The organism is Shewanella sp. MBTL60-112-B2 (assembly GCF_019655055.1).
Lineage (GTDB): Bacteria > Pseudomonadota > Gammaproteobacteria > Enterobacterales > Shewanellaceae > Shewanella.
Genome location: NZ_BPFA01000046.1, coordinates 1 through 14,137 on the forward strand (window position 1 = coordinate 1; position 14,137 = coordinate 14,137).

The 14,137-nt window shown below is 38.7% G+C and carries 12 protein-coding genes; 7 read left to right on the forward strand and 5 right to left on the reverse strand.

Annotation, left to right across the window (positions count from 1 at the left end):
- The first annotated feature begins 474 nt into the window (after positions 1–474).
- From K5Q73_RS20230 to K5Q73_RS20255, 6 genes are all read left to right on the forward strand, one after another.
- Entirely contained in the window at positions 475–747 is a 273-nt protein-coding gene (locus tag K5Q73_RS20230; protein ID WP_220765727.1) for a hypothetical protein, read from the forward strand.
- Complete coding sequence (locus tag K5Q73_RS20235; RefSeq protein ID WP_220765728.1) at positions 744–2,819, forward strand: sulfatase-like hydrolase/transferase; 2,076 nt, start codon at positions 744–746, stop codon at positions 2,817–2,819. Before K5Q73_RS20230 ends, K5Q73_RS20235 begins: the two co-directional genes overlap by 4 nt.
- A gap of 188 nt (positions 2,820–3,007) precedes the next feature.
- Positions 3,008–4,762, forward strand: a complete 1,755-nt coding sequence (locus K5Q73_RS20240; RefSeq protein ID WP_220765729.1) for a glycosyltransferase family 39 protein — start codon at positions 3,008–3,010, stop codon at positions 4,760–4,762.
- Positions 4,763–4,796: 34 nt separating this feature from the next.
- Entirely contained in the window at positions 4,797–5,813 is a 1,017-nt protein-coding gene (locus K5Q73_RS20245; RefSeq protein WP_220765730.1) for a glycosyltransferase family 2 protein, read from the forward strand.
- A gap of 58 nt (positions 5,814–5,871) precedes the next feature.
- Positions 5,872–7,149: a glycosyltransferase gene (locus K5Q73_RS20250; RefSeq protein WP_220766171.1), complete on the forward strand. Its 1,278-nt coding sequence runs from the start codon at positions 5,872–5,874 to the stop codon at positions 7,147–7,149.
- A gap of 40 nt (positions 7,150–7,189) precedes the next feature.
- The gene (locus K5Q73_RS20255) at positions 7,190–8,104 is read left to right on the forward strand and encodes a lysylphosphatidylglycerol synthase domain-containing protein (protein WP_220766172.1); all 915 of its coding nucleotides are present in this window, start codon (positions 7,190–7,192) and stop codon (positions 8,102–8,104) included.
- A gap of 34 nt (positions 8,105–8,138) precedes the next feature.
- On the opposite strand, the gene K5Q73_RS20260 is transcribed toward K5Q73_RS20255, so the two are convergent.
- From K5Q73_RS20260 to K5Q73_RS20270, 3 genes are all read right to left on the reverse strand, one after another.
- Positions 8,139–8,882: a methyltransferase domain-containing protein gene (locus K5Q73_RS20260; protein WP_220765092.1), complete on the reverse strand. Its 744-nt coding sequence runs from the start codon at positions 8,880–8,882 to the stop codon at positions 8,139–8,141.
- A gap of 525 nt (positions 8,883–9,407) precedes the next feature.
- Positions 9,408–10,625 (reverse strand): RsmB/NOP family class I SAM-dependent RNA methyltransferase, encoded by a 1,218-nt coding sequence (locus K5Q73_RS20265; RefSeq protein WP_220765201.1) that lies wholly within the window; start codon positions 10,623–10,625, stop codon positions 9,408–9,410.
- Positions 10,626–10,960: 335 nt separating this feature from the next.
- Positions 10,961–11,470, reverse strand: coding sequence for a malate synthase (locus tag K5Q73_RS20270; RefSeq protein WP_220765094.1), 510 nt, complete (start codon positions 11,468–11,470; stop codon positions 10,961–10,963).
- A 149-nt stretch (positions 11,471–11,619) separates the two neighbouring features.
- Here K5Q73_RS20270 and K5Q73_RS20275 point away from each other — a divergent pair, with 149 nt between their 5' ends.
- On the forward strand, positions 11,620–13,155 hold the full coding sequence (locus K5Q73_RS20275; protein ID WP_220765096.1) for a DUF3612 domain-containing protein: 1,536 nt from the start codon (positions 11,620–11,622) through the stop codon (positions 13,153–13,155).
- Between the two features lie 158 nt (positions 13,156–13,313).
- Here K5Q73_RS20275 and K5Q73_RS20280 read toward each other — a convergent pair whose 3' ends face one another.
- Entirely contained in the window at positions 13,314–13,673 is a 360-nt protein-coding gene (locus tag K5Q73_RS20280) for a hypothetical protein (protein ID WP_220765098.1), read from the reverse strand.
- Positions 13,674–13,890: 217 nt separating this feature from the next.
- Positions 13,891–14,115 (reverse strand): GNAT family N-acetyltransferase, encoded by a 225-nt coding sequence (locus K5Q73_RS20285; protein ID WP_220765100.1) that lies wholly within the window; start codon positions 14,113–14,115, stop codon positions 13,891–13,893.
- Between the last annotated feature and the right edge of the window lie 22 nt (positions 14,116–14,137).

A 14,137-nucleotide genomic window follows, 5' to 3' on the forward strand; every position in this document is an offset into this window, starting at 1 on the left:
TTAGTCCACTAGAATTATCTATCGCACCTAGGTCAAAAGCTATTTTTCTCAACTGTAGATTAAGATTACCAGCAGGCAGGTTCGGTTCATTATCACCGTGTGCGACAGCAGAGATACTTATTAGTAGAATACCAATAAAAAGGCGGTACAAAAAACTTTCTCTTTTCACCAATTAAGTTCCTATCTAACACCAATTAATGAGTCAACAGTGAAACAAAAATAGAATAAAGATTAAGACTAATCAAAACTCACTAATAGGGTTGAAAAATTCAACACTTCATAGGTTTAGTACAAAAAACCTCTATTTGGCAAGGTCTTAAACTAATTTTCTTTACGAAAACTAGTGAATACTTTATACATTTTTTAGAGGGATGATTTGTTTTATATTCAGCTTTTCCCTAAAGCTCTTCTATAATCAATAAGAACTTATCTTAATTATTCCTTTTAAATACTTTAAATCATTAGGAAACACCCATGAAAAGAACTTGGCTAGGGCTGAATACAACAACTGCACTATTAATGACTGGTGTGACACTTTTACTGTTGCTTAACGCTAATGCCATGCATACCGATTACCTAATGACGAAAGAGTTACGAACGACTAATTCATCTGGTTCGAGCTTAGCTGAGCGCTACTTGATTCTTGGGAGTTGGCCAGCATCAAAAGACTATGATCTTGTATCTTCAGGTTTTGATTACCCAATCAATACCAGTAATAAACCTGCGTCACAACAGGGGCAAAGATGATTCAAAGTGCAGAACCACATACACCTAGAACAAGTTTACTCAGAGTGTATTTCAGAAGCCTTGGGATTTTATTTTTATTTACTATCTTTTTAGTTAACTTTAAATCCTCACTTCAAACTTATTCAGTAATGTCATTAGCCACAACAATGAATAGCTTAGACAGTAACTTCTTATCTGCACATGGCCTAATTTACGACGTTTTATTTTTTTTCGGTTTCTTGTTGCTGATACATATCATTTGGGCAGCGATTATAACTATCTCAATTGCAGAGCCTTGGTTAAAGCTTACTGATAAAGTTCAGGAAGATCTTTATTGGCTCATGATTATCGCTCTCAATATTACTTGTTTAATTGCAATAAACTCATATTTGTACCCAACCTCTTTAGTTTCATACTTCAGACACACACATCTTACTGAACCATTAATTTGGGGAGGCTTGTCACTGTTTTTGGTCTTAACCTTTTATCGAGGCTTATTTACTTTAGGATCTAAGACTGTTGTTACTGCTGTCTCACTATTGGCAATTTTTTCACTCCTCAACCCTTTCATCTTAACCAATCAGACAGATAATCAAACTTCTAAAATACCAAATATCATTATTTTAGGAGTAGACGGTCTTAGACCAGATCATTTGGAGTACTTAGGAGCTGACCCGCTAATAGCCCCAAACCTGAACCGCTTGCTCAATAAGATGACAATATACAAAAATGCTTATACTCCTCAGGGGAGAACTTACGTTGCGTGGATGAGCCTTCTCACTGGTCAATACCCTGTTAATAATGGAGTTAGGTTTAATTTAGCCCCACCAGAAATGATTGATAAAAGGTTACCAGCAATTGAATTATTGAAAGAACAAGGTTATCACACTACTTATGCTATAGATGAGCGTCGTTTTAACCAAATAGACTCGAGTTATGGTTTCAATAACACCGTAGGGCCCAAGGCCGGTGCAGCTGATGCTTTTATTACAGGCTTAGGCGATCTACCTTACTTTAACATTATGCTTATTCACCCCTATTCAAGCAAAGTCCTCCCTTACTTATATAATAATAGAGCCTATGGAAAAGCATATTCACCAAAAACATTCAACAAATCAGTCATTAATAGTTTACCGTCTAACACACCTCAATTTCTTGCAATGCACTATTGTCAGTTACATTGGCCTTATACATCTAAGAACTTCATACCACAGCCATTAGACAACTGGGACGGGAATTATAATCATTATATGTATAAACAAATGCTTCTCAATGTAGATAAGCAAGTTGAAGATCTATTTATTCGCTTAAAACTAAAAGGCATGCTCAACAATGCAATTGTGTATATCATTTCCGATCACGGAGAAAGCTTTAAGCTAAGTAATCACAAAGCCATTAGCACTGACAGCTCAAACCCTATACCCCAAACTAAATCTTGGGGGCACGGCACTAATATTTTAGATCAACAACAAACTCAAATCGTGTTGGCTCGAGCAGAATTCAAAAATGGTGAAATCATTACTCCAGCAAAAGTCATGCCAGGACTTTATTCCCTTGTCGATATAGTTCCTACAATATTAACCTCGTTAAACATCTCAAGCGAATCCGCTTTTGGTCTTAAAGACACTAAATTTGATGGTGAGACTCTTCCCATCTCTTCTGATGACGTTTTTCTCAAAAGGTATGTTTTTGTTGAGTCTTCCGTCCCTGTAAAATCCATAAATAAAAGCTTTATCGACAAAAAAGATGTTATGTCAGAGACGGCTTCAAACTACGAAGTAAGAGAGGATGGAAAGGCCTACATGCGGGTGCAAAATTACATTGATCTCATTAGTAAGAAACAGCGTGCAATCTATTTTCAACAGTGGCAATTAAGCTTACTACCAGATTACGACTCTCCTGTTCTTTTGAATACTGAAACAAAGAAAGTTTATGCAGTAGATGACTATGATGGTGATTTTGATTGGCGGGCTATGCTTAATGAGTTATGTATTCAATACAAGGGAGATCCTGGGTTTGATCCACACACTGTCTGTACAGAAGTAAATATTAGTCGAAACTCTTTAAATTATTTTTTATCAGTTAAGTATTAACTTCATAATTCAAGATATAGGATCAGTATGCAAGCTTCATTCAGTTACAAGTTTACAACATAAATTATATAAGAAGTCATATTACGATTATTGCAAGAGAATGTTAAAACAAATAAGTAAGAAGGCCTACAAGGACAAGATTATGTACTACAGTTATTTCAGGATTATTTTTTTATTCAGGTAACCTTTTGACAAGCAAGGATATTGATGTCTCTTATGCTAAGGATATTCACCCCACTGACGTAGGGAGTGAGCGCTGCAAGCTCAGTCAAATACGAGTACTATCGCTGCTACTTATGTTTGCTGTTGCCGCTCGAATTCATGTAGCCCTATTTTATGAGGTTAATTGGGATGAGTTTTATTTCTTATCCTTTGTGTATCAATATGAAGATGGAAGGCTTTCCGCTCAATTACAAACATTTCACGTACATTTTTTTAGGTGGCTTAAGTGGATCTCGTCCAATGAAGTCACACAAATTAAAGCTGCGCGGTTAGTTTTAGTCTTACTTCAGTTGTTAACTGGATATTTCATTTATATTATTTCACGTCGTATCGTCAGCCCCGCAGCAGCTTTATTTGCAGTACTTTGTTATTTTGCATTTTCTTTTAACCTACGAATGGGAGCAAGTTTCAGATCAGACCCGATTACAACCTTTTTCCTATTGGCCAGCCTCACGCTCATATTATCCGAAAAACTTGAATTTAAACGTTTAGTCTTAGCAGGGTCATGTATTGCAGTTGCGATACTCATCACTATCAAGTCATTACTATATTTCCCGTCTTTTGGATTAATTGCAATAGCCCTTTATCGCGATGCTCCAGTTAAAAGAAATGTCGTCTATCAAGTCATTACGGTCTTAGTGTCCGCTCTGGCAGCTTTGTGTGCGTTATACTTTTATCATGGAATCCTTCTCAATTTATCTGACTCTACAGCTGCCTCTAGAACCATTAGCCACAGTTTTGATAAAACAATAAAAAACAGTAACTTCTTACATAGCTTTGTCTATCTAAAGTACACACTAATTTATGATCTTTTCTTCTGGATAACATTATTTTATGGGGCAAAGATTGCGTGTACAGCTCTACTGCCCAAAAAGCGACTAAGCCGAAAAGAGATACTCATTCTGCTAAGCTTTACATTTCCCCTTTGTTCAGTTTTTTTCTACCGTAATGCCTTTCCCTACTTCTATTCATTTATGTTGGCGCCAGTTGTCGTATTATGTGGCTTGGCTTGGGATGGCTTAAAGCTCAACCAAAATAGCAACAAAGAAACCAAAGTGATTAAAATCATTCTGTTGCTCTATTTAGGATTAAGTATTTGTTACCACGGCTTTATTATTCCAAGGAAAAGAACGTTACAAACACAACTAGAATTTGTTGAACTAGTACACAGACTCTTTCCGTCTCCCACTGCATACATTGATTGCTGCTCAATGATTGCTTCATACCCGAAAGCTGGTTTCTTTATGAGTAGTTGGGGGATGGAGTCTTATATGCAGGCTCAGCAATCAATATTGCAAAATGCCATAGAAGTTCAACAACCAACATTTTTAATCGCCAATAACCGTTTTCTAGCCCACGATCGCCTAGCTTCAATCACCGGCTCGATACCGAGGAAGCTACTTAATGAAGACCGCATCGCACTTGAGCAAAACTATATCCCCCATTGGGGGGCACTTTATGTTGCGGGTAAGCGTCTATTCTTACAAACTGGTAGCGTTGAGTTTTCAATTAATATTCCCGGCGAATATACGCTAGAAGCGACTCAACTCACCATAATAGATCAACGTCTACGGTCTCCGGGAGAAACCCTGTACTTAGCCAAAGGTAAGCATATAGCAGAGCCCACACTATTAGGCCAAGAGATAACTCTACGTTGGGGAAACCATTTATATCGCCCGCCTGTACAACCTGATTACCGACCGATTTTTACTGGGTTTTAGCGGCAAATTCCAAACAACTTTTAGGGATCAGAAAATGAAATTAATTGTACAAATTCCTTGTTTTAATGAAGCTGATAACCTACGTGATGTTCTCGATAGTATTCCGATGCAAATATCCGGGATTAATTGTATAGAAACACTTGTGATTGACGATGGTTCAACTGATAACACCTCTGCAATAGCCGCACAAGCTGGCGTCAATCACATAATCACCAACACCACGAACAAAGGCTTGGCACGGTCATTTCATATTGGGATAGAAGAGTGCCTAAGGCAAGGTGCCGATATTATCGTCAACATTGATGGTGATAATCAATACCGTGCGGCTGAGATCCCGTTATTGGTAACCCCTATCATCGATAAAGAAGCTGACATAACAGTTGGGGACCGAGGAGGCTTCAAAAACCCCCATTTTTCGCTTTTTAAAAGATGCTTACAAGTATTAGGAAGCTTTATAGTAAGATCTATTCTCAATCTCGATATTGCCGATGCAGTGAGTGGTTTCCGCGCTATTTCTCGCGGTGCTGCAAGACAAATCAATATCGTTTCGGAATTTAGCTATACCTTAGAGATGCTGGTTCAAGCGAGTGCAAAACGAATAAGTATAAAATCCATACCCATCCAAACAAACTGCAAGATGCGAGAGTCTCGACTGTTTAAATCCATTTCACATTTTCTTTATTTGTCTGTATCAACGCTTATGCGCATGTACACCATGTATCGCCCATTGCGGGTATTTTTTACTTTAGGCCTAATTTCTATTTTTATCGGATTATTACCAATTGTTCGATTCATCTACTTTTATAGCCAGGGCAGCGGAGACGGCCATATGCAATCACTGATATTAGGGAGTACTTTAATGACTTTAGGTTTAATAACTCTTTTGATTGGATTGATAGCTGACCTAATCAATTTTAATCGAAAATTGACAGAGAAAGTGCTTCATAAAATGGAAGTTCTTGATGAAAGCGTCAGTAAAATAGAGCAAGAAGTATCGGCCAATTCTGATGTATCTTCAATTTTCAAGAAAACAAGCAGTCAAGAAAGATAGTTAATCAACGATAGTCTGTGTTTTGGCCTTGTGGACAGCTATTATAGGAGAAGAAACATTGGATAATATAAAAGCAAAAATCCTCGACCATAATTCCACTAAAAAAAGGTTATTATGTGTGACTTCAAACTATCCAAGATGGCAAGGCGACAGCACTCCCCCCTTTATTCATCATTTAGCCGTCGATCTGAAGGAGTTCGACTGGGAAGTTGACGTACTCGCGCCGCACTTTATTGGCGCCGCCCGAGAAGAAGTTTTCGAAGGAGTTTCAGTGAAACGTTTCCGATACTTAGTACCAGAGAAAGCACAAACCATCTGTTATCAAGGCGGGGCATTAATGAATCTGCAAAATAATCGCTTAAATTATTTAAAATTACCATCATTAGTTGTGTTTGAGTGGCTAGCGATAGTGAAGTTATTGATGAGTGGCAAGTACGACCTTTTGCACTCCCATTGGATACTTCCTCAAGGATTTAACGGTGTGATAGCCTCTATCCCCTTGAAAGTTCCGCATGTCATTACTGTCCATGGTAGCGATGCATTTGCACTAAAAGGAAAGGTTTTATCACAATTTAAGAAATTCTCTTTAACTCATGCTGATGCCGTTACCGTAAACAGTTCAGCAACTCAAAAACAAGTCCTTAGCATTGCTCCTAACATAAAAAGTTTGAACTTAATTCCTATGGGAGTAACCAATGTACAACCTAACTCCATTCGATGTGAGAATTTACGCAAAAAATATAAGATTGGGAACGGCCCTTTGCTTATCTTTGTTGGACGTTTAGTGGACGTCAAAGGGGTAGAAGATCTGCTTTATGCCTTATCAATCTTAAAAGCAAAACTTGCCAACATTCGTTTACTCATCTTGGGTGAAGGACCATTACGAAGCCCCCTTGAATCCTTAGCCAAGGAGTTAAACATCAGCAACAATGTCGTATTTACAGGTTGGGTCGAATCAAAAGATATTATAAATTACCTAACTGCATCCGACATATTTATTGGCCCTTCCAAACGCTCGGCGGATGGTAGTGTAGAGGCTCAGGGGATTAGCTTTATCGAAGCGATGCAAGCGGGAACACCTGTTATTGCAAGCAATGTTGGTGGAATTGTTGATGTTATTCAACATGAAAAAACAGGACTGCTCGTCGCTCAGGAAAATCCTGAACAAGTAGCCAGTAGTGTATTACGTATACTTGATGATAAAGAGCTAGAGAGTAAAATTATTAAAGGTGCAAAAATCAAAGTAAAAAGCTTAACTAGTCTATCAACAGCAGAAAAAATTGCTAACGTCTTCAACGACTGTATAAAAGAAGAGCAAGTAACTAATAAAAACTAACAGGTCACTTCAAGTGATTAAACAACAACAAAGGAGTTTGATGTTGAATAAAGGATATCGATGGATAGGGGTAATATTAGTTACACTTTGTAGTGTTTTTTTTGCTGCGTATCTACTAGATAACTGGTCACTACTTTCAATGTCATTCTTTAGCACAAACAATATCACTACGTTATCAATAGCATTGATTTTATATCTTGTATGCTTCTCAATTACATCATTAGCTTGGTATCGTTTACTACTTTCAACTGGACAAACACCTCAGATTGCTCAAATAACGGCCATCATTTTGATCTCTCAATTTGCTAAGTATATACCCGGTAATTTTTCACACCATGTAGGTCGTGCAGTCTTAGCTCGTAGAAATGGATTATCAAATCAGTCTATTATCATCACAATGGCGTATGAGATAGTTATTGTCATTGTAGCCGCTGCTGTTATTGGCATAGCCGCATTAATACTAAATAGTACCTTACCAACCCATTCAATAAACAATATATCAAAATTCGCGCTGCCGCTCTTTATGATAACCATGCTATTAATTTTAGTGTTAGTAAATCGCAAAATTTATAATTATATTAAGGCTTTTTTTTCACAATTACTTATTCCCTCAAGACAGACTCTATTTGAATGTTATTTGTTATATACGTTAAGTTTTTTGCTTTTTGGCGTCATCTTAAGTTTGATAGCCTGGACTTATTCTGGTACCGAAAAAACCAACTTTTGGTTTTTAACTTCTTCATTTTCAATTGCTTGGATTCTTGGATTTATCACTCCTGGTGCTCCTGCAGGATTGGGTATACGAGAAACTGTACTTATCGCTTTAATCGCGCCAATCTATGGGGGGGGATTGGCTTTATCACTGGCCGTGACACTGCGTATGGTAACAAGCTTAGGAGATGGTTTAGGTTTTTTACTGGGCTTAATAATTCGAACCATAAAATCTAATAGTTAAATTAAGCCATATAATTTAATGTAAAACTAAATAACTAATTTAACGTTAATTGTAAGTTTCGGCTAGTTGATAGTGTATTTTCATAGATATAAAAATCCGATATTGTTCCTTCCTGCTCATCTCCACTGTAGGGGTACTGATTTGGTATATACCTCTTTAATACCCATTGAGTATTTAACTCAACCCAATCCGAAAACTGACGATGTCTAACATGTTTCGCTTGTAGCTTTAACTGAACGTCAGTATTAGAGGAGTATATGATGACGAACCTTGTCGCCGAGTTAAAAAGACGATGCATATAATCCTCATACGTATCCTCTTCAACAAGATGATAGATTACATCTAAAGAAATGGCGAGGTCAGCCGTTTCGTTTTTATAATCATTTAAGAGCATGAATTTTTTATAATTATCGTGATGAAACTTTTCCCAACATAATTGAATTGCATCGCGGCTAATATCAAAACCAAGATACGTTGGATATTGTGATAAAACTAATTGGTTCCCATCACCGCACCCGAACTCAATAACAGTCTGCACCCTATTATCTTTAACGAACTCATTCAATATTCCAGCCTTAAAAATAGCGAATTGATCATATGAACCAGGACCAGAATCTCCCCCAGTTTCATATCTATTGTTCCAATAATCTCCTGAGCTAGTGAAAGTTTTGAATGGTTCTATTAAGGTGAAATAGACGTAACGAGCCACAGAGTTAATCAACATTGATTTTTTAAGAATCTTTTTAATTCTATTTTTAGTACTGAGTACTCTGTGCATAGTTTATCCCCAACAATATATGACATACTCTAATAAAAGTTCCCTAATTTAAAACGACATCCCCGTTACCAACAGAGCAAAATCAGAAATACTCGTTATTAATCCAAAACCTTTTTAATCTTGTAATAAGAATAGTCCACGAAAACGAACAGAGGTAACAAATGCGAACTGGAGCAGGAAAAATATTATATATTTAGGTAATGAATAGCTCCTCCCTAAGGAAAGTTAATGCTGGAAGTCGTACTTTGGTGATTTCAGGCTAAAAGTTAGCTTTTTCCCTGTAATTTCAGACCCCATTAACTGACCTATAGAACGGTTAAATCATAGGATAGCCCATATTTTGGAAACTTATACAGTACTAAGGCAAAAGTGAAACTGGTTCTAGATAAAAAATAATATTAGCACTAACGAACTTAAATTCGATTTACTCCAGTTAAAGCTGAATTGATGACAACCAAGCTCTGCCTGAAGACAAAAAAAGAGCACATTAAGTGCTCTTTTTATTTAATCAGGGTATAAAAACTATTACTCTTCTGCTATACGCTCCAACTTTGCCAGATAGAAACCGTCAAAACCTGTTTCTGCAGGGCTGATTGTTTCATCGTCGATGAACCTAAAGTGCTTATTTTCAGCAAGGAACGCATCGACTTGATCGCGGTTCTCTTCTGGCATAATCGAGCATGTAGCGTAAACCAGCATGCCACCAACTTTCACCATACGACTATAGCTTTGCAAAATGTGTTTTTGAAGCTCCACAAGTACAGGTAAACGCTCTGGTGTATCACGCCATTTTGCGTCTGGATTACGCTTAAGTACGCCTAAACCAGAACATGGTACGTCTAATAGCACTCGGTCTGCGGTTAGCTTCAAACGTTTAATCGTTTTGCTACTCGCGATAATTCGAGTTTCTACGTTGTGGGCTGCGCCTCGGCGCGCTCGCTGTTTAAGGTTATCAAGTTTCCACTGCTCAACATCCATAGCAAGTAAACGACCTTTGCCCTGCATTTGTGCGGAAATTGATAATGTTTTACCACCAGCGCCAGCACAGGCATCTACCACTCTCATACCAGGCTTGGCATCAAGTGCTAATGCTACCAGCTGAGAACCCGCATCTTGTTGCTCAAACCAGCCTTTCTTGAACGCTTCTGTTCTAAATAATGCAGAATCAGAAACAACTTCTAAGGCTGTATCAACACCTTCAACGATAACGGTTTGTACGCCTTCTTTACGCAATGCATTTGCAAGTTCTTCTCGCGTGCACTTAAGTGTGTTGGTACGCAGGAAACGCTTAGCAGGTTTATTCAGTGCGGCTCTTTCTGCTGGCCACTTCTCCCCCATCTGAGCTTCACCCATTTGGTTTAGCCAATCAGGACAACCATCCCATAGCACAGGTTGGGATTTTGCAGATTCAATTCGTGAGGCTAATTTTTCTGCATCGACTTGTAATGAATACTGCATTTTAGGCAAAGGTAATTCATTAAAAAGATGCCAAACATTTAATAGACGCGAACCTAAACGAGCCATCTCTTCAGGCTTCACATCTGATAAGTAACAGTAAAGGTTTAATCTTCTAAGAATATCACCCGCAACAAAGGTAATACGCCCTTGCTCAGCCGGCTCTAGTTTTAAGCCGGAAAAATGCTGAGAATAGGCACGGTCAAGTGGCTTACCCTCTGATAAAACAAGGTCGAGAATACTGATCACAAGTTCATTTGAGCTAGGAGATAGCGAAGATTTCAACATTAAAAAGTTACCGTAAATAGAAAACGCAGGGATCATAGGAGCAAAGCTTACAATACGCAAGCTAACTGCTCCAAATCCGATAATAAAAGCGCTTACTTAATGGAAATACATTCAATGCAGAGAGGTTAACGACGATAACCCTCGTTTTCCTACTATTTTCAGTCACCAACCCTAGCCCAAATTCACGTTTGCTCAGTTTTATGCCATATTAAAATTTGATGACAAATACTGTGATTATGTATTCTTGAGAAAGATAGGATGGAGAATTAACCAGGTGCTTAGTTGACTAGCAATCGAGTAACAAGGTGCCGCTATTTATAACGGCACCTTCATGTTTAACTTTTTAATAAATAGTCACTACCATCTTTTGCTGTAAAGACTTGGTCTTGCATAGAGGATGCAACAACCGTATTTTCGATGTTGATTAAACTGATCCAGTATTCATGCCCCTCTAACTGTATATCCTGAATATTCGCAAGATCTCGGTTAGTATTTGCCTTGCTTCTATCGAAGGTCAACTCCACATGCGTGCCCTTGTCCTTCAATAAAATGGCTGTAGGCTCACTCTTGTGACCGTTTAACGCAACAAACTGCTTAGGCTGGCGTAAACCCGTTTGGGTGCCGTCTGCCATAAATACTAATAGCTGCTGATAATAGATCACATAGCTACAGGCATTTTTATGAGAACCTTTAGCAAGTGGAAACTTAGCATCTAGAAAATCTTTCGCACTTAAGGCCGTCATGTCATTACTTGCCACCTCGACAAGTTTCACATCAACAAGCTCTGCACCAATGTAGTGACCGTTATTGCTATTTACTTGAGTACTAGTTGTTGATATATCCATGGCCTTACCCTCATACTTTTGAAACTTGGCTCGTTATCAGTTTGAATCACAATCAGTGCGTCTTCCGTTTTCTGATTGCTTGATTTGTAGTCTAGTGTAAAAATCATTACAATTTCACAATAAAAATTTTACATTGTGAATTTTACAGAATGAAAAATAATCAGAGCTTGATAAGAAAGTCACACTTTTTAGGCACAAAGATCCGAAACTTGAGGAAGAGAAACCACCTTACTATGGAGGATCTTTCCGCCAGATGTGTGCGTGTAGACCCCGAATCCGCTCCGTCGGTATCCTACTTATCAATGATTGAACGAGGTAAAAGAGTCCCAAGTTCAGGCATGTTGGCAGTCATTGCCGCTGTATTTCAGAAAGAAATCGACTGGTTTCTTGATGATGTTCCTGAAGATGATGCTATTACGCCTAACAAAGGTCGCCGTGGTGGGATCAGTGGTATGGCACTAGAACCTAGTTTTCTCTTTTCTAACGATATTCTACAAATTGCGATTCCAGAAATGTTATCGCAAACAGGTACAACAGGCAGAGAATTTGCCCACTTACTTATTCGTGCTCATCAGGAGCATCATCAGAACCACTTTCCAGATCTGGAAAGAGCTGCCGAAGAAGTGGGTCAAAAAAGATTACCGTTAGCGATTGACGATCTCAAAGATATCGCCAAGTCACTCGGCTTAAAACTAAAGTGGGTCGATAGAACACCTCAGGAAGTCGTCGATGAAATGGGGGTCAGCACCACTCATGTTGTGACATCTTTTTTCGAGCCGCCTTCAACCATTTACCTAAACAAGATGCTTAAGTCTTTTCCTACCAGGCTAAAATACGATTTAGCTGTACATATTGGCCATTGCGTCCTTCACAATAAAGATGGCCTAAAATGTGTTTTAACGGCCGGTAGAAGGCATACCGCCGCCGACGATGAAGTAGCCGCTCCAGTTTCCTCGACCCTTAATGCCCAGGACATTTTGCATGCTTGGCGTGATTTTGAGTCTAGCTTTTTTGCTGGAGCTCTACTCTGCCCTAAGGTTCCGTTCAGACAACTTTTAGACCGTCACGGATACGAGATCAATGTGAATGAAGCTTTGGGGGTCTCCGCATCGGTTGCAATGCGTCGTATGACTGTCGTTTCTCCTTACCCACATTGGCATTATTTCGACGCCTATGCACCTGGAAAGCTGAAGGCGGTTTACCGAGGTAACGGTATCCCACTCCCCTGGGGAAATATGCGAGTAGTAGAAGATCCTTGCCAACATTGGGCTGTATTTAGGATGATTAACGAGCCTAAGGCTGGCACTTCGGCGCAGATCTCAATTTTAGATGTCGCAGAAAAGCCAAGGATTTATTGCTGTGAGTCGATAAAAGTTGAAGATATGGCCGGTAATAACCACGTGCTGTGCGCAGGAATCGATCTTAACCCTGCTATTGACGCTCAAGGAGGCGACGCTGCTGCCATTGCTGCAGAGTTAAAGCAATCTTGCGCAACAAATAGTGGCTCAGTAGAAATGCCAAATAGTATAAAAAAAGATTTAATGAGTGTTGCCAAAATCCTCAATATCAACTGGATTGAAAGAGGTATTCAAAACGAGGCAAGATTAATCTGCTCAAGGGGAGCTGTTTGCCCAAGACAGCCTAGTTGCTATCAAGCTGGAAAACCTCAATGCAGTGAGAGCTAAAGATTATCCGAAATAGATACAGTCTATTGTTCATCAGTTAGAAGCAAATAGACTGTTTCCAAAGCAACCGTCCCTTTATAGACCAAGCCATAAAACAAGTAACATAAGTAATATGCAATGTATTTCAAGCAATGCGATTATGAATAAGACGATTATTACTACTGCGCTATTGCTCCAAAGGCTATTCCTTGCACATTGATACATTGCTCTGAATAGCCAACACCAAACGATAGAGAGTCATCTATGGTGACGTCGGTGATGATTACTGTACCTTTGATTGCATTTTTAGCCTCCTCAATAGCGCGAGGCGAAGAAACACTGTCACCCATTGGGAACAAATACAAAAACTGAGTCTGGCAGCTCTGACCTGATACAGGTCCGAGCCTGACAAGGGGATTCTTTAACGCTTTATCTTGATAGGTATTGGTGACAAACGAACCATGATTAGCGATATTACACCCCATCATAACAACAGCAACACCCAGTATGAGTACAGCCATAGACACCTTTGACGCCATAAATCACTCCTTAATCTTAAGTATATATTTTATAAGATAAAAAACACATTACTCAATATACCACGGTTTAGCTGTCAAATTTATCACTCGGTCTGTAATGACTCTTTTTAACTAATCTAGAAAACTAGTATAAAAATCTAATCTAGAAAGCTAGTGTCCATATGTATTTCGCGAACTGTTCAAGTTTTACAAATTTAAAATCTAAGGTTCTAAGGTTCTAAGGTTCTAAGGAAGCATGATTATCGACTGAGGTACCAGCGATTAACTCACTGACTCCTATTGAATCGTTGCCGTTTCTCAGCATTGCTTGGTAAGTCGCTATAACATACCCCATAGACCAAACCAATAAACCAATAAACCAATAAACCAATAAACCAATAAACCAATAAGCCTTGGCTAAAACATAGCCGAGTTCAACATCACCATGATCATCCCGCTTCAAAAACCGCATACCCCAATTGGTA